General features: G+C 39.2%; 15 protein-coding genes and 1 riboswitch. Of the genes, 5 read left to right on the forward strand and 10 right to left on the reverse strand.

Annotated features, from left to right (window positions below):
• Positions 1–2: 2 nt before the first annotated feature.
• The 5 genes from ASU02_RS20075 to ASU02_RS20095 all read right to left on the reverse strand — a co-directional run bounded on the left by ASU02_RS20075 (position 3) and on the right by ASU02_RS20095 (position 6,954).
• A complete protein-coding gene (locus ASU02_RS20075; protein ID WP_057766959.1) occupies positions 3–1,043 on the reverse strand; it encodes a FecCD family ABC transporter permease in 1,041 nt (346 codons plus the stop codon).
• On the reverse strand, positions 1,040–2,044 hold the full coding sequence (locus ASU02_RS20080) for an ABC transporter substrate-binding protein (protein ID WP_057766961.1): 1,005 nt from the start codon (positions 2,042–2,044) through the stop codon (positions 1,040–1,042). Before ASU02_RS20080 ends, ASU02_RS20075 begins: the two co-directional genes overlap by 4 nt.
• Positions 2,045–2,512: 468 nt before the next feature.
• Positions 2,513–2,701, reverse strand: a riboswitch (cobalamin riboswitch).
• A 310-nt stretch (positions 2,702–3,011) separates the two neighbouring features.
• Positions 3,012–3,446: an SRPBCC family protein gene (locus ASU02_RS20085; protein ID WP_057766963.1), complete on the reverse strand. Its 435-nt coding sequence runs from the start codon at positions 3,444–3,446 to the stop codon at positions 3,012–3,014.
• A gap of 370 nt (positions 3,447–3,816) precedes the next feature.
• A complete protein-coding gene (locus ASU02_RS20090; protein ID WP_057766965.1) occupies positions 3,817–5,187 on the reverse strand; it encodes an MATE family efflux transporter in 1,371 nt (456 codons plus the stop codon).
• 228 nt (positions 5,188–5,415) lie between these two features.
• The gene (locus ASU02_RS20095; protein WP_057766966.1) at positions 5,416–6,954 is read right to left on the reverse strand and encodes a bifunctional metallophosphatase/5'-nucleotidase; all 1,539 of its coding nucleotides are present in this window, start codon (positions 6,952–6,954) and stop codon (positions 5,416–5,418) included.
• Between the two features lie 130 nt (positions 6,955–7,084).
• Here ASU02_RS20095 and ASU02_RS20100 point away from each other — a divergent pair, with 130 nt between their 5' ends.
• The 4 genes from ASU02_RS20100 to phnE (ASU02_RS20115) all read left to right on the forward strand — a co-directional run bounded on the left by ASU02_RS20100 (position 7,085) and on the right by phnE (ASU02_RS20115) (position 10,596).
• Positions 7,085–8,140 carry a PhnD/SsuA/transferrin family substrate-binding protein gene (locus ASU02_RS20100; RefSeq protein ID WP_057766967.1) on the forward strand — a complete coding sequence of 352 codons (1,056 nt, stop codon included), beginning with the start codon at positions 7,085–7,087 and terminating at the stop codon, positions 8,138–8,140.
• 66 nt (positions 8,141–8,206) lie between these two features.
• Positions 8,207–8,968, forward strand: coding sequence for a phosphonate ABC transporter ATP-binding protein (gene phnC, locus ASU02_RS20105; protein WP_057766970.1), 762 nt, complete (start codon positions 8,207–8,209; stop codon positions 8,966–8,968).
• Positions 8,965–9,774: a phosphonate ABC transporter, permease protein PhnE gene (gene phnE / locus ASU02_RS20110; protein WP_057766972.1), complete on the forward strand. Its 810-nt coding sequence runs from the start codon at positions 8,965–8,967 to the stop codon at positions 9,772–9,774. The genes phnC and phnE (ASU02_RS20110) overlap by 4 nt, the downstream gene beginning before the upstream one ends.
• Positions 9,775–9,786: 12 nt before the next feature.
• Positions 9,787–10,596: a phosphonate ABC transporter, permease protein PhnE gene (gene phnE / locus ASU02_RS20115; RefSeq protein ID WP_057766974.1), complete on the forward strand. Its 810-nt coding sequence runs from the start codon at positions 9,787–9,789 to the stop codon at positions 10,594–10,596.
• 67 nt (positions 10,597–10,663) lie between these two features.
• On the opposite strand, the gene ASU02_RS20120 is transcribed toward phnE (ASU02_RS20115), so the two are convergent.
• Positions 10,664–11,185 carry an ECF transporter S component gene (locus ASU02_RS20120; protein WP_057766976.1) on the reverse strand — a complete coding sequence of 174 codons (522 nt, stop codon included), beginning with the start codon at positions 11,183–11,185 and terminating at the stop codon, positions 10,664–10,666.
• Between the two features lie 562 nt (positions 11,186–11,747).
• Positions 11,748–15,695: a S8 family serine peptidase gene (locus tag ASU02_RS20125; RefSeq protein WP_456297729.1), complete on the reverse strand. Its 3,948-nt coding sequence runs from the start codon at positions 15,693–15,695 to the stop codon at positions 11,748–11,750.
• 729 nt (positions 15,696–16,424) lie between these two features.
• On the opposite strand from ASU02_RS20125, the gene ASU02_RS20130 reads away from it, so the two are divergent.
• The gene (locus ASU02_RS20130) at positions 16,425–17,093 is read left to right on the forward strand and encodes a hypothetical protein (RefSeq protein WP_057766980.1); all 669 of its coding nucleotides are present in this window, start codon (positions 16,425–16,427) and stop codon (positions 17,091–17,093) included.
• 406 nt (positions 17,094–17,499) lie between these two features.
• On the opposite strand, the gene rlmD is transcribed toward ASU02_RS20130, so the two are convergent.
• The 3 genes from rlmD to ASU02_RS20145 all read right to left on the reverse strand — a co-directional run bounded on the left by rlmD (position 17,500) and on the right by ASU02_RS20145 (position 21,456).
• The gene (gene rlmD, locus ASU02_RS20135; protein ID WP_057766981.1) at positions 17,500–18,879 is read right to left on the reverse strand and encodes a 23S rRNA (uracil(1939)-C(5))-methyltransferase RlmD; all 1,380 of its coding nucleotides are present in this window, start codon (positions 18,877–18,879) and stop codon (positions 17,500–17,502) included.
• A gap of 293 nt (positions 18,880–19,172) precedes the next feature.
• Positions 19,173–20,117 carry a diacylglycerol kinase gene (locus tag ASU02_RS20140; RefSeq protein WP_057766984.1) on the reverse strand — a complete coding sequence of 315 codons (945 nt, stop codon included), beginning with the start codon at positions 20,115–20,117 and terminating at the stop codon, positions 19,173–19,175.
• Between the two features lie 406 nt (positions 20,118–20,523).
• Positions 20,524–21,456 (reverse strand): hypothetical protein, encoded by a 933-nt coding sequence (locus ASU02_RS20145; protein WP_057766986.1) that lies wholly within the window; start codon positions 21,454–21,456, stop codon positions 20,524–20,526.
• Positions 21,457–21,460: the final 4 nt, after the last annotated feature.

The raw sequence follows: 21,460 nt of genomic DNA on the forward strand, positions 1-21,460 counted from the left end.
CATCAATTTCCTCCTGACATTTGCTTGTTTCGGCGAAGCAGGTATGCGAAGAATGGTGCACCAAGAACAGCCGTCACAACCCCGAGCGGAATCTCTGTTGGGCTAAGCAATGTACGAGCAATAGTATCCGCCCAAAGCACGTATATTGCACCGAAGATCACTGTCAAGGGCAGTAATAGTCGGTAATCTGGTCCGACTATTAATCTCACTAAATGCGGGACAACAAGTCCGACAAAACCAATTGTTCCAACGATCGATACTGCAGCAGCAGTAATTAGGGTGGATACGATCAATACAACTAGCCGTGTACGCTTAATATTGACACCTAAATGCGCTGCCTGCCTTTCCCCAAGTGCAAATAAATTTAATGTTCGTCCATATGACAGCAACACGACAACCCCAATAGCTAAATAAGGCATGAGCACAAAGGTAAATGACCATCCTCTAAGGGCTAAACTCCCCATTAGCCAGAAGACGATTTCATTCACCACCTGATCGGACATGGACACCATAAAGGAAACAATGGCCCCTAGAAAAGCAGACACAACAACACCAGATAAAATGATGGTTTCTAATTTATACTTCCCCTGTACATTGGCTAATCGGAGCACAACAAGCAAACTGAGCAGCCCTGTCACAAATGCAACCAAGGGAATCGTCCAAGTGCCAAATAAGATCGTATGAAACCCGAATAAAATTAGGAAAGCAGCACCTACTGCTGAACCAGATGCTACCCCTAGCGTATACGGATCTGCTAACGGGTTGCGCAATACTCCTTGAAACCCAGCCCCTGCAAGTGACAAACATGCTCCGACAAGAATGGCAAGAAAAACGCGCGGCAAACGGACTTTTAAGATGATTTGTTCAGATGATGCCGCCCAGTTTGTATCAATGAATCCATCTAGAATTGGAAGCTGGTGCAGGATAATTCCCCAAACATGCGAAAGAGGCAGATTGGCTGATCCAAGTGACAAACTAACAACCGCTGAAAGAAGAAGGAGAACGAAACTCGCTCCCCCCCATAGTGCTAATTTTCTTTTCATTTCTTAAACAAATCCGGATAAATGGCTTTAGCCATTTGTGTAAGTGCTTCTGTTATTCTCGGACCAGGTCTGGACATAATATTCCCTTCTATTCCAGTCAAGCTGCCATCTTTAATGGCTGTAATCTTCTCCCATCCATTTCTTGATGTAATTAGTTCTTCTAGCGGTTTGCCTGACTTATCATCAACAGTACCAGCGGTATACAGAATCACATCTGGATTATCCTGAATAATCTTCTCTTCATTAATTGCATTCCAGCCTTCCATATCAGAGGCAATATTAATGCCTCCAGCCAGCGTAATCAGTTCATCCATAAATTCACCCTTGCCTACCGTCCAGCCAGGGGAAAACTCAATATACACTTTTTTCTTATCTACCTCTTTAAGAGTTGCAGCCGCTTCTGTTACTGTTTTAATATCTTCTTTCATTTGTGCCACTAACTCTTCTGCCTTTTGCTGTGTATTTGTAATGATGCCAATCTGAATAATATTATTTAAAATATCGTCCATCTTTTTTGGCTCCGTTTTATATAAAGGAAGGTCTAACCCGCGAAATTTCTCCACAATATCGTCTTTCATTGAAATGCCGCCAATGACTAAATCTGGATTGGCTGCGATAATTGCTTCCTCATTCGGTTTTGTTACGCCGCCTACTTTCGGCTTCGTTAATGCTTCTTTAGGATAATCATCAAAATCTGAAACACCATAAATTTTATCGCCCAGGCCTAGTGCAAAAAGAATTTCCGTCTCTGATGGAGAAGTAGAAACAATACGCTCTGGTGCCTTTTCAAAGGTTATTTCTAAACCAGTTGCATCCTTCACTGTTAGCGGATAAACCGTTACTTTCTCATTTGCTTTATTTTCGGAACTTCCGTTATTTTCAACTTCTGAAGATGCCTTTTGTGAAGAGCTATCTTTTTCCCCACCTTCACTACCTGACCCACATGCACTGATAGTCAACGCTAACAGCATTGTCAATAGTAATGCCAAAAACTTTTTCATACTCAGTCCTCTTCCCTTCGTTTATGGTTCGAGAAGAGCTTGATAACTTGAAGTCTTGTTCTGAACAAGAAAAGCACATGTGCCTTGGTCATCACCGTACAAACGCAGTTTAGCTGTGGCTCTCAGCCCCTCTTTGGTCTAACTGTACTGTTCTGTTCTGTGGCAAACTGCGCCACGCCTCAGTCCATTTTATGCTTACCAGGCTAAACAGCCGCCTCGCTTTTTTATGACTAAGATAAAAGTAGGTACAATGAACGGAGCAAATTGTTGCCAAATTATCTTAGAAAGGGGACCTGAAGTTTGATAGGCGATAGGCATTGGAGCTAAACAATTCTCTAACTCCAAATTGATGCTTTCTTATTCTTCAACGAAAAAAGCCTTGCTTCCATTCGGAAACAAGGCATGCAAAAACCAGACAAATAAAATAAATTTATACTGATTAAGCCTATCCTTTTCCGCGAAGGATTTCGTTGGCAAGCTAAATAGGCAGGTTTCCTGGCTTACGGGTAACGTGATTTCCTCTCCTTCCCATTCCTGATCTGGAACAGTGGTACTGCAAGGTTATCCCCGAATAACAGTGGCGGGACCGCGCCGGATTCACACCGGCTTCCCTTTTAACCTTATCCAATGATAAGGCACCTACTAGCTATGTAAGATTCAATTGGTCAAGCAATATCTCAACTAGTATTATAGCATTATTTTGAGTTATTTGAATATGCAGTTTGGAAACTCAAATCGAACTGGATTGTAATTGGCATAAAGAACGTAATATATTAGCCGTACTTTCGAGTATATTGGCCGTCGGTATCATTATATTCGCCGTGCATTCATGTATATTGGCCGTCATCATCGATATATTCGCCGTGCATTCGAGTATATTGGCCGTCAGGGTGGCTGGTAATTTTCCTTTTAGCTTACATTCGTTTAAAATGCGAAATATATTTTTAAACTAAAGCTTATCCAGCCATTATTGTTCAAGTATGGTTTTAATCTTGATTAAATCTTTCATGTTTGCTCTTCTCATCATAAATGTCATGAAAATGGACAGTATCTTGTTGAAGCCTTTTGGGTTTCCTTTATTTTGTAAAGTCATTTGCGTATGACCTTCGTCGATCGCTTGCCATGTATAGATGGTCTCCATTGGAAATGGACCATCTACTGTTTTCATCACAAATTTTTTCTCAGGAATAAATTCCACAATTTCATACACATATGCCAGTTCCTTGCCTAGAAATTTCGCTTTAAAAGCAATTTGAGAGCCAAGTTTTAGAGGCTTTGGTGTCCTCCAATCTACTGAGTGGATATTTACATACCATTCAGGTGCATGATCAGGATTTGTTGCATATTCTGATACTTCTGTAATTGGGCGATTTATTGTGATTTCCGTTATTACATCAACCATCTTGGCCTCCTATTTTTATATCGTTTTTTCAAGTAATGTGCCAAGTAAGTATTCCCGGCCCCTCAGAGAATAAACTGAGCAGTGCCATTTTTTAGAAGCCCTTGAGGACAAGAATAAATATTTAATGGGGTCCTTACTTCATATGATTTGCTTAAAATTGCTATATGATATTATTTTGTCTTTTCCTTTATATTATCACTCATCCGACTTTGTCTTATAAGGAGCTTTCAATTATCTTTAAAATTAATTTGGTTATTTACAACAAAAATCCCCTCAGCTGAAGTGCTAAAGGGATTTTTGTAATAAGAAAAAACTTACAGGAAAACAGGTCGATTGTTTATCGTGATTCACCCGCTGTTCACATTGCACATTATCCCCTGTTTGCTGCCATTTCATAGTTTGCTGCCTTTTTCTTTAACCACGGCTTAGATAACCAGCGTCTTAAAGCAAATACTCCACGGATCCATTCATCAAACCCTTGCGCTATCCAAATGCCTAATAAACCAAATCCAAGGATAATTCCAAAAAAGTAGCTAAATACGACTGCAACTCCCCACATGCAAATCATGCCTATAACAACAGGGAAGCGAACGTCTCCGACAGATTTTAATGACCCCATAAGTACGATGTTCATCGCACGGCCAGGTTCAATAAATACAATTGCCCAGAGAACAGGAAGTCCGATCGAAATGATGCTGGACTCGTCAGTAAACACGGCTAATACTGGCTCGCCAGTAATGGCTATTGCAAGCGAAACGACCAATGAAACAACCATCGAAATTTTCAATGTCTTCAGTCCACGTTTTAAGGTTCTATCATAGTCCTTCGCTCCAATATAACGCGCAATTAGCAGCTGGGTCCCTTGCGCAATCGCCATTGTGAACAAATAACAGAGCATGGAAAGATTAATAATATACACTCTGGCCGCCAGCGCATCGTCTCCAATCATGGCAACAAAGCTGGTAATCACAATTTGTGAAAGCTGGTAAGAAAGGTTTTCCCCAGCTGAGGGAATCCCGATGTGAAAGATTTCCTTAATATCTGTTTTATGAATGGAAAAAGCATCCTTTATAGAAAACTTTAAAGCTAATATTTTATAAACAAAGTAAAGCAAAGCAAGAACGAGGAAAATCCTCGCGATAATGATAGAATACGAGACACCCGCAACCCCTGTCACTGGCAGGCCAAACCAGCCTTTAATTGCAATAAAGTAACCTGTCACACTAATAATATTCATCAAAACCGTCATAACCATTGCTTCTTTTGTATGACCATAGCTGCGTAACACAGCACTTAATGCAAGAGAAATGGCTTCAAGTACGAGCGAGCAGCCTGTAATAGTTAGAAAAGTAAGAGCAAAGTCATAAATCTCCCCACTTAGCCCATAGAATCGCAAAAACACTTTCCCAAACAGTACAACAACCACAGTCATCAAAATGCCAACCCATAAATTGATTCCAAAAGCAGAGCGCGCAAGCTGGCGTGCCCGTTTCAACTGGTTCGCACCTAAATTTTGGCCAATTAAAATCATTGCCCCTATAACGGTTACGTTAAAAATTAAGATAAAGATATTAATAATCTGATTGGCTACCCCTACACCCGCTACGGCCTTATCGGAATAGCCACTTAAAATTAATGTCGCAATAATCCCAACACTCATATGCAGGGAAATTTCAATAAATAGCGGCCATGTAATACTAAACAATGATTGATTTTGATACTTGTTATTTTCGCTTGGCACCTGTTAAACCTTCTTTTCTAAAAGAGTATGGAATTTAGTTTACCGAAAATCTGCTTAAATTGAAATGACAAGTTCATTACGGGGGTGCGTGATTGAAGAATTAAAGCTGTCTGCACTAAATGGAAAAGGGCCCAAACATACAAGTAATGCTTAACTTGCTTATTTGGGACCCATTCTTAATTTATATGTGGTACTGCGAAATATATTTTTAAAAAGTCGTAATGGATTTTAATATAAAATTTTCATATTATTCATTGGCTTTGCTTGAATTGTCCCATGGCTAATGAGATAATCAGCAATCAATTCCGTCATATCTGTTTGAATATCTTTTATGACTGGACATTCCTTAAAATATTCAAAATTCCCCGCTCCTGTAGCACGATAATTATTCATGACAACCTTATATGTCTCCTCCACTTGCAATGGATTGCTATTGAAAGTCACCTCGACTACACGATTTCCTTCTGGTTTACGTAAATCAATAGTGTAGTCAATGCCGTTCCAAAGATCATAGTTATAAGGCTGTTCTTTTGGCGATTGAAAAGCCTCCGCAACAACCGGCTTCCCGTCTGCCAATTTAAAATACGTAGCCGACTGCTCAAGTGCTTCAATTATATATTGACCCTTCACTTCTAATACTTTTAACGTGTTCGGATAAATATAGTTCGTTACGATATCCCGCATCGTTACGTTCGGATTAAACCCGCGGCAGCTGTCACTAAAAATTGCCATACATGAAATAGACGTGTCTGCCACTTCATTCTGAATGCGGTTAATAAACTCAACATATGAATGGCCATTTAATCTTGCTTGAAAAGGGCTATCAATGAGCATATCTCCTTCTATTTTCCCAATGCTTTTGTCAAGCCAGTTCTCCGTTTCGTTATGAAGCGGTGCTATTAAATCGCTTATTGTTTCATTTAAAGGCACATTGTCCATATAAATAAGAGATGGTTCAGATTTTTCTACTTTTCCGCTTTCATTTATTGTCAGTTCAATTTTGCCTAGGCATACCCCTTTCGTACCAGGCTGCACAATTGCCTTTCCAAATAGATGCTGGGCAATTTCACGATGCTGGTGGCCAGTAATTACAGCATCCACACCTTCAATTTCTCTGCATATTTGATAACCGACATTTTCCCGTGAACTTTCAAGTAATTCTCCAGTTTCTAAATCTGACTCGAATCCGCCATGATAAGCAATAATCATAACATCTATGTGATGATTGGCATGTAACCATTCTACTTCTCTTTTTGCCGCCTCAAAAGCATCTTCAAAAATAAGCCCCTGTATTCTATCTGCCTCTTCCCAAACAGGGACGAATTGTGTGGTAACACCTACAATTGCAATGTTTACTCCATCTATTTCTTTCAGGATGTATGGTTGAGTGAAATATGTGCCATCCTGCCATTTTATATTAGCGGCAAGCCAAGGATAGTTGGATTCCTCAACTACTTTATTTAACACAGGCAGTCCAAAGTTGAATTCGTGGTTTCCGAATACAGCCACATCATACTTCATGTCATTGGCTAAACGTATCATGGAATTATTCGTTCCACTTCTAAAACTTTGTTCATAGTAAGTTAATGGACTTCCTTGTATAAAGTCGCCATTTTCTATTAGTATAACATTTCCTTGTTTTCTCTCTTCTTCTATTGCCGTGGCAAGCTTCCCTAATCCTAATGGCAGGTCCACATCCCCAGAAAAATCAGTCGGCCTTACATATCCATGAACATCACTAGTGACTAAAATTGAAATTTTTTTCATCGTACACCTCAAATTTTTATGCTTTTAACAATCTTTACATTAAAAAAATATAAAAATTACATAATATTTTACCCAATTTTAACAGAAATAAATTATACTAGTCTAGTATTCGAAATTTAGGAGGAAAGTCATGAAAAAGATATTTACTTTAATGCTTGTACTTTTATTGAGCATATCACTTGCGGCATGCGGCTCAAAAGATAGCAAGTCTGAAAACAATGCCAGCGACGATGGAAGCGGAAAGAAACTAGATAAACTTTCAATCGCATTCGTGCCATCTCGTGACCCAGACGAAATTATTACAGCAACTGAACCACTTAAAGATCTGTTAAAAACAGAATTAAAAGGTTTAGGCTATGATGTTGGTGAAGTAGAAATTACAGTTGGAACAAACTACGAAGCTGTTGGTGAAGCATTATCAGCTGGAACAACAGATATTGGTTTAATCCCTGGCGGTACATATGTGCTTTACGATGATGGTGCAGAGGTACTTTTAACTGCAACTCGTGCTGGACTAAGCAATGATTCTGACAATCCCTCTGATTGGAATAAGAACAAGCCTACAGAAAAGTCTGATAAACAAACAAGTTCTTATCGTGCACTACTAATTGCTGGCCCATCTGAAAAAGGAAGAGCGCTAGCTGAAAAAGTAAATAACGGTGAAAAACTTTCTTTCAAAGACTTAGACAGTGTTAACTGGAATGTAATGTCTTCTTCATCTCCAGCTGGTTATATTTATCCAGCATTATGGTTAGATGAAAACTTCGGAAAAACAATTACTGATCTATCTAAAGTTGTTCAAGCTGATTCATACGGAAGTGCATTTGCACGCCTAGCTTCAGGTCAAACTGATGTGCTCGTTACTTATGCAGATGCACGTATTGACTTTGCTGAACAATGGGCTTCTGAATTTGGCCGTTCTGCAACAATCTGGGATGAAACAGATGTTATCGGTGTAATGCCAGCTATTTACAATGATACAATCAGTGTAAGCAAAAACTCTGATATCATGGATGATGATCTGAAAGCTGCATTACAGAAAGCATTTATCAATATTGGTAATTCTGATGAAGGTAAAGAGGTAATTGCTATTTATAGTCACGATGGCTATCAAAACGCGAAAGACTCTGACTACGATAATGAGCGTAAAGCACAAAAGCTAGTACAAGAACTAAGTTCTAACTAAATACAATGAAATAAAGAGGGAACATGTAGCGTGTTCCCTTTTTTTAAGTAAAGGTAGGATTTCTGCATGATAAAATTTCAAAATGTAAACAAAAAATATGACAATGGCTACGAAGCGTTAAAGGATATTAATTTAACCATTGAACAAGGGGAATACGTGGCAGTCATTGGTCTTTCTGGGGCAGGAAAATCAACTCTTATCCGCTGTATCAATCGGATGCATGACATTTCATCTGGTTCTCTAATGGTTAATGATGTTGAGGTTTCTACATTAAAGGGAAAAGAAGTTCGAAAGCTTCGCCGAGGAATCGGGATGATTTTCCAGTCATTTAACCTCGTTAATCGTATTTCCTCATTAAAAAATGTTCTTGTCTCCTTTGTTCCTGATATGTCCATGTGGCGAAAGATTCTCGGTTTATATACAAAGCAGCAAAAAATTGAGGCATTGGAAGCGCTTGATCGAATGAATATTTTAGATAAAGCTTTTATCCGTGTCGACCAGCTTTCTGGCGGTCAGCAGCAGCGTGTCGCGTTAGCTCGGACTCTTGCCCAAAAGCCAAGTATCATATTAGCCGATGAGCCTGTTGCTTCACTTGACCCAATAACAGCAAAACAAGTAATGACAGACTTTCAAAGAATTAATGAAGAATTGAACATGACAATTATTATCAATATTCATCACGTTGATTTAGCACTGGAGTATGCAACACGTGTGGTTGGTATTCGAAGTGGTGAAATTGTTTATGATGGACCAGCAAGTGAAGTAACCGAACAGATCCTAGAGCACATTTACAATGGGAAGCTTGAAGAGGAGCTGAGTGGTAATTGAGCATTTTAAAAGCTAAATCAGTTGAGTTACCCAACGGAAAAACCATTACTTTTAAACGTTCAAAAGCCCCATGGATTATTTTAGTCCTGCTCATTTGCTTTTATTATTCTGTTCAAATTACAGGTTTTGACATGCAGGTTTTAGCCAAAAGAATCGGGCAGTTTTGGGTAATTATCGGTGATATGATTCCGCCAAACTGGAAATATCTTAACAAACTATGGCAACCACTTTTTGACACGATTAAAATGTCTTTATTAGGTTCGATTTTAGGAGCCGTTTTTGCCTTGCCACTTGCCTATTTTGCATCATCTAATATGATTAAAAATAAGTCTGTTGTAGCAGCATTCAAATTTATTTTGAGCTTATTACGTACATTGCCTACCCTAGTTGCGGCATTAATCGCAACTTTTATATTTGGTATCGGAACAATGGCGGGTACCGTTGCTATTTTTATTTTCACCGTTGCCTATGTCGGGAAGCTGCTGTATGAGCAAATTGAAAATGCGGATTTAAAGGCATTTGAAGCGATGCATTCAATGGGCCACACAACCATTTCAGCATTTCGCTGTGCAATTATGCCGCAAATAATGCCAAACTATCTCTCTAATGCGATCTTTTGCTTCGAGGGAAATGTCCGGTATGCTGCCATTTTAGGATACGTTGGGGCGGGCGGTATCGGTCTAATGCTTAACGAAAGCCTTGGATGGCGTAATTATGCCAATGTTGGTATGATATTGCTTTTACTTGTTGTGACGGTATTCATTATCGAATCCATTAGCGAATATTTCAGAAAGAAATTAATGTAGGGGGTGATCACGATGAATTCAATCGAGAAGCAATTATTAAATGAACCTAAGCGCATTGTGCAAAATGTGATCACCGCTGTTATTCTACTCATCTTTATCATGTGGTCTTTAACCGCTGTTGATTTATCCAATTTTACTAGTAATGGTCTAGCCATTGCCAAAAATATTTTACTAGGAATTGTCACACCAAATACAGATCTGCTATTCACATTCAACACAAATGGTGTTCCATATTTATTAGTAGAAACAATGGCAATCGCCTTTTTAGGAACGATTGTAGGGGCCATATTAGCTGTCCCTCTTGCCTTTTTATCTGCATCTAACATTGTTCCAAAACCAATTGCTTTTCTAGTTCGTTTATTTTTAATTCTTGTGCGGACGATTCCTGCAATTGTATACGGTTTAATGTTTATACGTGTAACTGGCCCGGGGCCATTTGCCGGGGTTTTAACAATGGCATTGACATCAATTGGAATGCTTTCCAAGCTTTTTGTAGATGTTATCGAAGATTTAGAAGTGAATATTTTAGAATCACTTGAATCAATTGGCTGTACACCTTTTGAAAAAATCCGATACGGAATAATCCCGCAATTATCTGCTATGTTTATGTCAATTGTTATTTACCGTTATGATATGAATCTGCGTGATGCTGCAATCCTTGGTTTAGTTGGCGCAGGCGGTATCGGGGCTCCACTGATTTTTGCCATGAATGGCTATAAATGGTCAGAAGTTGGTTCTATTTTAATTGGACTAATGGTATTAATCTTAATCGTAGAACTAATATCAAATAAAATTCGTAATAAACTTGTAAGAGGTTACTAGTTTATCAACAACTGTAAATGAAAAGAGAGAGGAATAACCTCTCTCTTTTCATTTTGTTGCTAGAATGTCATGAAATTTTCTTCAAGCGTCCCACAAGTGGAACTACTATAATACCTGCAATGACAACCTGCATTATATTTCCTGGAATAGAGCCGAATGGCAGAACCCAGTTTCCGTAAATAATTACTTCAGTAAAATAATAGCCAACAACTTTAATTATAAGTGCAGCTGCAACTGCTAGAGAGTTAACTAGAACTCTTTTGCCAGGTGTTTTTTCAGCGATTAAGCCAGCTAAATATCCCATTAAACCAACAATGATAAATGTAAATGGTGCCCATACTGCCCAGCCAGATATAAGATCAAAGAAGGCCATTCCGAAGGCACCTGCTATGGCTCCTGTTTTTTTGCCGTAAACCAATGCCGCAATAAATAGAGGCACGTTGCCTAAGTGGATCAAACCACCGTTCCCCATGATTGGGAGCTTTAAGTTGATGAACATCGTAGCTACTAGCGTTAATGCAATGAAAAGTGCATTAATAACTAGTGTTTTTGTTTTAGTTGTTTCCGTCGTTAAGGATGTTGAATTCATATGATAAACCTCTTCTTTTTTTAAAAATAATATCATACATTTAGACATTTAATAAATAGGAAATGTTGTTAATTATCTTATTTGTAGTAATAAATCATAATTGCTGCCGAATTCTATTAGACTAGACTCTACTAACTATTTTTTACTTCCCTCTATTTTCTTATTATTTGCAGCGGCAATTATTAGTCGAAGCCTATACAAATTGACAGGAGACATGTGGCTTGGTGCAATGGTGAATACATTGATTATTACGATGATTGGAGTTGTGAACACTGTTACCTTGGCGATTTTAAAAAATCTTGGAAACGGTTGTACTTAATTTATGAAGCTAGCGAATAGTGAGCTTCTCAAATTCTAATAAAACAGGAAATTAAAAACTCTATATAGCAGCTCCTTTCATACTAACTCATCATTTTGCATAACTGCTCTAGCTTATTTGCGTTAGTTCATTGCCCTTCTAAGAGATTCTTAACGAATAACAGTTTTCAAATTAAATAGAAGAAGAGCCAGCGATGAAACGCTGACTCTTCTTCTATTTTCAAATTATTTTACAACAACGTGATTACAACAAGAGCATGGCGCTACTTGTTCTTGGTAATGTTGGCGGTCTTTCCCCGCCGCCAGGGTCACCAACGATAACTGTTACCTTCACTGTGTTCTCACCATAGGTGACGGTCATTTCTGTGACTCCTGCTTTCTTGGCAGTGATTACACCATTCTGAACCGTTGCAGTGCTTTCGTTTGCCACTTTGTACGCAGCTTTAGCTGTTACATCTTCTTCTGTTGTATTATCACCGATTGTTGTTACTTCCGTTACCTTTAAATTATATGTTTTTCCCTTTTCAATATATACATAAGGGCCTTTCTCACTTGAAGCTACATTTTCTAGTTTCAAGCTAGTTTCCTTATCTGGGTCAGGCTCTCCTTTAACCACTGTCACAGCTACCGTTACGGAGTTATCGCCGTAAGTAATGGTAAGTGTTGTTTCACCAGCAGCTTTTGCGGTGATGACTCCTGCATTTGCTGTTGCAACCTTTTCATCTGCTACTGTGTAAGTGGCTTTAGCTGTTACATCTTCTTCTGTCGCTTCGTCCCCATCTTTCGTTGTTTGTGTTACTTTAATTGCCGCTGTTTGGCCTTCTTTAATCGTTACTGCAGATTGATCAACAGATAGGCTAATTTCCGGCTCTGAACCTGGCTCTCCATCCACTACAGTAACAGCTACTTTTACTTCGTTTTTGCCATATGAGATGGTAACAGTTGTTTTGCCAGCAGCTTTTGCAGTAATGACACCTGCTTCTGCTGTTGCAATTGCTTCATCTGCCACTGTGTAAGTAGCTTTAGCTGTCACATCTTCATCCGTTGATTGGTCGCCATCTTTCGTTGTTTGTGTTACTTTTACTGTTGCGGTTTTACCTTTTTCAATTTTCACATCTGATTTATCTACTGATAGGCTGATTTCAGCTGCTCCTTCTGCAGCGATGTCTGCTTTCCCCTTATTTCCAGCAGCATCATCTACATGTACTGTAACTGTATCTGCTTCTTCAGTTAGTTCGATTTCAAATGTACCGTCTTGATTTAGTGTGAATGGTACTGCAGTACCTGCTTTCCCATCGTTTGTGATGACGTAAGAAGCCTTAAGTTTTGTATTGAGTTCGTAATGAAGCCCATACGGTTTTAGGACATCATTGTAGTCAATGTACTTATCTTTTACGCTGCCTGTCAATTTATTTTCTGTTACTTTTCCCTCAATTTCAGGCTTTGTTGTTTTTACAACCACTGGGCCAACATAGTCACCGAGTACTTCTCCTGATGCTGCCTGTGCATTATAGTCAATTGTATAAAGTCCATCAGGAATCTTTTCTGCCCCAGTTCCTCCCCAAGGTCTGTATTGTCCAGTGATGCCCAATTGGTAAGATCCTGCGCCTAATGAGTTAGCTGCATGTAAGTAACCAATATAGCCATCGCCATATTGTCCGCCTTCAGGGTTTTGAATGTCCCAAATTTCAATATAGTTGGTTAGGACATCCCCTGTAATTGTGAAGTAAAGCATAGCAGAATCTTTAATTCCATCCCCATTAAAGGATAGATCTGTTTCAGTAATTCGCATATCCTTTATTTCTGTCGGTGCTACACCACCGAAGTCAGCAGCAAACGGCAAGGAAACATGATTTTCGCCGCCATTAATATGGATATAGCCCAAATATTCGTCTCCAGCTTTGGCTGCAGCGTTTTGCGAAGCAGTTAATGTTACGTTTAATAACTGTTCACCATTTGGTGCTAATGTAAATGAAGATTGATCAATTGTTAATGTTGCATCAGCAAATGACTTAGTTACGTCCACTTCCACACTGAAGTTTCCACCTGCTCCTTTAAGGTCTTTCACACGAATTTGCTTCGTGACTGTAATGTCATTGTCCAGTTTTTGCGGACCAAATGTCACAGTGCCTTTTAGGTTTGGTACAATTTCACCGCTCGCATCAAGTACAGCTTCATCTTCGGCATAAGCAAGTACGCTTGGGAATGCTGCAGCATAGGCATCAACACGTCCTGCCCCTTGAGTGAAGACATCATACTTATTTGTGTTATGGATTTTTGCTGTATTAGAAAGGGCAACTTTCACATCAAACGCGTCCCAAGTTGGGTTAGCTTGTTTGATCAGTGCGGCAATTCCAGCAATATGTGGTGTTGCCATTGACGTTCCAGAAGAACGATCATAAGATTCTTCATAGCTTGCTTCAGGGAAATCCCATTTATAAGCTGGTACTGAAGACATGATATTCGTTCCAGGTGCTGTTACATCTGGTTTAATATCAAAGTTCGGTGTAGACGGACCACGAGAACTAGAATCACTGACTTCATCACCTTCAGAGCGCTCCTGGTCGAAGTTACCAAATGTGACAGTACCATTTCCTGCCTTAAGTGCCTCACGAATAGCCGTTCCATCTGTTGTAGACATATCGATTGACGGAAGGAATGCAAATGAATCACCTAAAAATACATCTGAAACGCCTGGTGCATTTGTTCCACCTGAGGAGTTATGAATAATTGTTGCGACTGCACCGTTTTCCTTTGCATTGGCAATTTTATCAACGAATGCAATATCCCCACGGGCGATGAGAGCAACCTTTCCTTCTACATCAATGCCGTTAAAGTCAGCTTTATTACCTACTCCTGGGATAGCAACAAGCTCGAACTCACCAGCTAGTTGATTCTGTAACTCTTGTCCAAATGTTGTACCCATAAACTTCAATTGTTTAGCAAAGCTATAGTCGTTACCAACTTTAACCGTTACTTCCCCATTGTATTGGGTTTCTGGATTTGTTGAGTTTCCAACTGCAATTCCAAGACGTGCTGTTGATGGAGTTCCCATTGTCCCACGGTTTGGTCCATCGTTACCCGTTGCGATGACAGAGATCACTCCAGCCATCATGGCATTGTTAATCGCAAATGATCCTCCGTCCGTTTCAGAGTTAGGGCCTCCACCAAGTGAAAGGTTTATGACATTCATTTTTTCATTAACTGCATGTTCGATGGCTGCAATTATTCCTGACGACGATCCGCTTCCATATGCTCCAAGTACACGGTAAGCATATAGATCTATTTCTGGGGCAATTCCTTTAATTCCATATTCGTTGGCACCAATAGCAGCTATTGTTCCTGCAACGTGTGTACCGTGATCCGTATAGAAGGCTCGGCCCTGTGCATTGAATTCTGGCTGGTTAGCCGGGCGCTCTTTCGGTGATGTTTCACGTGCATCATTATCTGCACGTTCGCGTGTATAGGTTGAGCTATTTGGAATGAAGTTTTTTCCGCCTTTGTAGATTCCTTGGAATTCAGGATGATCCGGATCTATTCCTGTATCAAGTACAGCAACTTTGATTCCCTTTCCTTTGTACCCCTTATCCCATAGCTTCTCTATTCCTAAAAATGAGATGCTTGTGTTCATCTTTGCCTCGTAATCTACAATTTTTTCAAGGGCAGATGATGAATCTACTGGCTTTTTATCATCTGATGCATGAACAATTGCATCTGGTTCTACTAAAGTGATACCTGTAACTTCCAGAAGTTTTTTGAGGTCATCTGCTTTTACTTTAGCAGCAAATCCATTAAGAACAGTATCATAGGCAAAACCTTTTTCAAATGTGATGCCCTTTACTTTCATTTCCCTGTCTACATTTGCTTGCTGTCTAGTTATTTTACTGCGGATTTGTGAAATCTGTGAGTTTGATAGTGCTTTTCCTTTTAGCTCTTCTATCCCTTTTTCTAATGCTACCGGCTTTTCCGATAGATGAATGATAACTGGAATCTTTTCCGTACCTGATTTATCCTGTAAATCTTTATGCAGCTTTGGTAATCCTTCTGAGGCCTCCTGCTGCTCTGCAATTGCTGCCTTTAGCAGCATGTTTCTTTCGCTTTGTTGCTGCTGCTTAAATGCTTTCTGCTCTGTTGTTTCTGTTCCTGCTCCCGTTTCTGTCGCTGATACAGGCATTACTAGTGATAACACCATGATAAAAGCTAGGATACTGCTAAATAGCTTTGTAAACTTTCTTTTCCCCAATTGACTTTCCTCCTTCTCCTCTTTTGTCCGTTTTGACGAACACTATTAATCTATTCACTCACCTAAAAAATAGAATCTATTTCATCCTCTTTAGTAAGAGAATGAGTAATTTTTTGATACTATTTCTAGGTTTTGACGAAGAGATTTGAAGAAAAACTTTCAAATCTCTTCATTTCTCAAAGTTTGAATCCCCTCCTTCGTTCTTCATAAAGAACATTAAGATCAAAAAAATGAAATGAAAGTAACTTCTTTCATTTAATTGAATTATACAGCAATATTCTGAAAATAAAAACAATAAAACGAATGTTTTTTTCTTAATTAAGAACAAAAGAAATGTGTATAGGTGAAAAGACTTATTTCTATTATAATTCCCCTCCTCAAGTAACTAAGGTTTCAATAACACATTTACTGTTCATAATATGTTTTAATCCTATTCATATTAATGATAGAGAATGGTTGTGTTTTTATAAGAAAACCATTAGAATTATCATTATGGTTCTTTATTGAGAACAAAATTTGTTCTTTCTTGCTTTAATAACTTCTGAATATGATGAAGGATTACCGGAAGCCATTTTCAATGGCCTTGAATGCAATTATGACAGATGTGCTTTTGACTAGGTTTCCGCATAGAATTTAGTAAGTGGAAAAATCTATTTATAAATATAGGGGGATAATACAATGAACAAAAAAAAGTTACTTGGTTACATCCTGACAGGGGTACTATCATTTGGAATTGCTGGAGGAATGGGAGTATCTGCATTCGCGACCACTACTCAGGAAAACAGTAAAGCAAAGCAATCTGCAGAATATGTAACGAATACCCTATCACAAGAGAACATTCAAAAAATCAGAGAGGAACTAAAAGCACTAGGACTTACTGTCCCTGACCAAGTGGATAAAAATGAATATCTGGCTAATTTAGATGCAGCCACAAAAGAAAAATTAGAAGCACTTGCCGGAAAATTAAAAGCACAAAGGTTAACTTCAGAGGAAGCTCTGGAATTAAGGAAACAAAGAATTAACCTTCCAAAACAAGAAAATGCGACCGACAAGTTCATAAATATAGATGCGGTAACAAGGGCAAAGGCGAAGGAAATTTTAGAGAAAGTATTGGCCGGAACCATGACAAACGATGTGGCCATATCAGAGCTTAAAAAACTAGGAGTCCCCCTTCCAAATCTAGAGGAACTACGAAGCCTGCATGATCATTCAGATGCCGAAACAACGGCTAAGGTCGAAACAATTTATAAAAAACTAAAGGAAGGTACAATTACAAAAGAAGAATCTTCACTAGAAATAAGGAAACTAAGAGTTAAACCTTCAAGTCTAGGAGAACAAAGAAAATAACTTATATTAAGAAATATATAGTGTCTTTGTGTTAGTCCCCAAGATTTTATGAAAAGCTAAGGATTATCTGACAATGAATCGTTATTGCAGCTGGTTAATTAAACAATTAATCCCTTTCATAGCAAAAGGCGAATCCCATTTTAACGATAGGAAGTCGCCTTTTATCTTTCATGAAATTGAAAATTACAAAATATGTTTAATCCTTGGTACTACTCGATTCTTGTTGGCATTTTCCGAATTGGCAATCTAGAACCCGTATATATATACAATTTTCACATGATCTGTTTCTTAGATAAAGTATGATATACATGGTCCATAAAGCAGCTCTAGAGCAGTTATTAAATTCTCCACTTTCGATTGGAACAAATAACTTATTCGCCTTCCCTTATCTACATTCCTTTAGAGGTCAATGATTACTTTTCAACTCCAGCTTTGTAACGGCTTCCACGTGCATTGTCATCGGGAACATATCCACCGGCTGCACCTCAGCCGTTTGATATCCGCCATCTTCTAAAATTCTTAAATCCCTGGCCAATGTCCCTGGATTACAGCTAACATATACAACCTTTTTCGGTTTCATATCAATAATCGTTTGCAAAAGGGCTTCATCGCAGCCTTTTCGAGGTGGGTCCACAACTAATACATCTGCAGTATTGCCTTCGCTGTACCATTTTGGAATGACGATTTCCGCTTCTCCAACGGCAAATTCTGCATTTGTGATTCCATTAAGTTCTGCATTTCTTTTTGCATCTTCAATGGCTTCTGGTACAATTTCGACACCGAATACCCTTTTTGCTTTTCGGGCAAGGAATAGGGAAATTGTGCCGATTCCGCAGTAGGCGTCGATGACATTTTCTTCACCGCTTAGGTCAGCGTATTCCAATGCCTTTTCGTATAATACTTTTGTCTGCTCTGGATTGACCTGATAGAAAGAACGCGCAGAAATTGCAAATTTAGTGTCACCAATGAAATCGTAAATGACTTCCTCCCCCCAAAGGACTTTTGTTTCATCACCAAAAATGACATTCGTTTTTTTCGAATTGACGTTTTGGCAAATCGATTTCACTCCTTGAATCCGGGAAATAATTTCTTCAACAATCTTATTTTTATTCGGCAAATCCTTTGTTCTAGTAACAAGGACGATCATAACTTCCCCTGTGACAAGTCCATATCGTGCCATTATATGGCGCAGATCGCCTTTGTTCCTTCCTTCATCGTAGGCTCGGACGCCATATCGGCTGCAAATTTCTTTCACCGCTTGGACGACCTCATCGTTTTTCTCCTGCTGGATGATGCATTCCTTCATGTCGATAATTTGATGAGTGCGCTGCTGATAAAATCCGCCAATTAATCCGCCTTCATGCTCTCCAACAGGAACTTGCGCTTTATTGCGATAGCGCCATGGATCCTTCATGCCAAGCACCGGATGAACTTTCACGTTCTCAAGCTTGCCAATGCGGGTTAACACATCTCTCACTTGCTTTTCCTTTGCTTTCAGCTGTCCATCATAGCTTAAATGCTGAAGCTGGCAGCCGCCGCACTCTTTATAAATGGGACAAGGTGCCTCGACACGATCAGGACTTTCTTCGTACGTTTCAATAAGACGACCAAAACCATAGCCTTTATTTGCTTTAATGACCTTAATCTTTGCTTTCTCTCCTGGCAGGCCATTCGGTACAAATAATGGATAGCCATCAACCTTTGCTACGCCTGCTCCTTCATGGGTCAAATCTTCAAACACAACATCTATATAATCATTTTTTTGAACTGGTACGGTTTTATTCATTATTTTCTTCCTTTACTGATGAATGACTAGAGAAAGTGTATCACAAATTGGGCAGGAATACGAAATGCTATTTGAATCCATCAATGTAATTACAGGCATTTTATCATTTGCAAAAAAGGATTAAGCTTTTGAAAAATAAAATTGACTTTCCGATAAAATAATTTCTGTTTGCAATCAAATTCATTTTTTCGCAAATAAACTTCTTTTCTCGCAAATAAAGTCTATTACCTGCAATATTACCTTAAAACTTCTTAATGATAGCGCTATACTCATTAAATAATAAAAACCCGCTCCTACTCGGAGCGAGCCTCTTCTGTTCTCCATTCATCAGGTAAATCTTGTTCACGAATTTTGTTAATCGGAACGAAGACATTTAGGTGTCTGTACAAATTCACAAATTCCGCTGGAAGCAATCCGCCAAATTCACCATCCAAATTCAACTGTACCTTTTCGTTGGAGTGTACTTTGATCCGGTTTGCCTGAGTATAAATAACATGGGGGTCGTTCACATGCTCCCCGCGTATCGCTAGTGTAGCAATACGTATAAAATCAGCTAGGTTTGTCTTTTTTAAGATTAATAAAGAGAACAGCCCATCATTGATTGACGAATCGGGTGCTAGCTTTTCAAAGCCGCCAACTGAATTCGTTAAACCAACAAGAAAAAGCATGGCCTCCCCTTCAAATAGCTTTCCATCGTATTCAATGCTTACTTCCGTCGAACGGATCGATGGCAGCATTTCAATTCCCTTTAAATAATAGGCCAGCTGGCCGATCATCGTTTTCAGCTTGCTAGGCACTTCGTAAGTTAATTCTGTCAGCCTGCCGCCGCCAGCAATGTTAATAAAGTATTTATCATTAATGCGTCCAATATCTACAGGAATAGTGTCTCCCTGAACAATAATTTCTGTTGCTGCTACAACATCTCTTGGTATATGAAGAGCTCTCGCAAAGTCGTTTGTTGTCCCCGTTGGAATAATCCCGAGTTTTGGACGGTATTCCTGTTCAGCAAGTCCATTAACAACTTCATTGATCGTTCCGTCTCCACCTGCTGCAATCACAAGATCATACCTGCGTTCTACCGCAACACGAGCCGCTTCCGTTGCATCGCCTTCACAAGTGGTTGCATGACAGGAAGCTTCATATCCGGCAATCTCTAGTCTTTGCAAAACTTCTGGCAAATGTTTCTTAAACAGCTCTCGGCCTGAAGTTGGATTATAAATTATTCTTGCTCTTTTCATCGCCCATCATCCCTATTACTCATCTTAATTTAACTCTTCATTTTCATTTTCCCATCATTTAACATCATAACTAAATGGGTTGAACTTATCAATTTTTATGCTATTTGACCTTAAAGTAAAACTTCAATCATTGGGGAGGCCTTTCATCCCAGCTGATTGTTAGTTGAACTTATCACGCTCAGAACCGCCACGTATTTGGGTCTTCGCCTGACTTGGACATCCAGTGCGTCATCGGGCTTTTACGTGCTGTTGATCCCTGCTTAGTATTTTTTGTCCTCTTCAATTTCTTGAAGTTGGGGGTCTTACAGCCCTTTTATCTGCGATAAAGAGAATTATACCCTAAATTACTCTATTCATTCACTAGAAAAATACCCGAATCTCCATCCGGGTACACCTCTATTTTTTATTAATCAACTGTGCTAAAAATCAACTGATCGCTATTCGTTATTGTCAGGCTATGCTCACCTTTGCCCGTTTGGTATGTCGCAAGTTTAATGACAGGTACTTCATATGGATGCTCGGTCGAATTTTCTTCTGTCATCTTCCACTTTTCACGATTGCCTTGAAAATCTTGTACCTCTGTCGCTGTTACTTTCACATCACTGCTATTCTGGAGCTGAACAGACAGATAAGAGGCTTCATCAATCGTCCAGTCGCTTATAAGCGTTCGCGGCTTGAGCGTGATTGAACTATTATCCCCATTTACTTCTAGCTTTACATCATTCGGAATAAGAAGTGTGGCGGACAGATCTGCGTATCTATCAAAAGGTCCAGCCGTTTCACTTGGAAGATCCTTTACCTTCACATAAAGGGTATCACCTTTCTCTTGAATCGCTACATACTCTTCTGCATTCGATAGTAGCTTTTCCTTTTTCCCTAATAAAGCTTTATATGTCCCAAACATCGTAACTTCTTTCGCTGGTGTACCTTCAATCGTTAATGGATAGCGTCCACCTGTATCTACCACAACTCTTTGAACTCCTTCACTCAGCTGCTTTTCTAAAGCCGGCAGATCCATCGTTCTCTCTTCTCGTTTTAGTACATCATCCATCTTGTCCATAATCCCTGTTGAACTAAGTAATGCAAAGCCAATACCAACTGTACCAAGAATACCAACAAAGAAAATACTTAAAAAATCATACTTTAAAAATGGCTTCTCCTGCCGTGATAGAAATAAGAAAAGTAGTATTTCAATCCCGAGAACAACCAAAATAATTGGCCACCAGGAAATCATTACGTGCATAAGATCCATTCCGAAAAATTGAGATAATAGAAGAAAAATACCGAGAAAAAGGAGCGAAGCCCCCATCGAAAACGTCCCGACACGCCATGTCCTCATTAAA

It is taken from the genome of Cytobacillus praedii, from assembly GCF_001439605.1.
GTDB lineage: Bacteria > Bacillota > Bacilli > Bacillales > Cytobacillaceae > Cytobacillus > Cytobacillus praedii.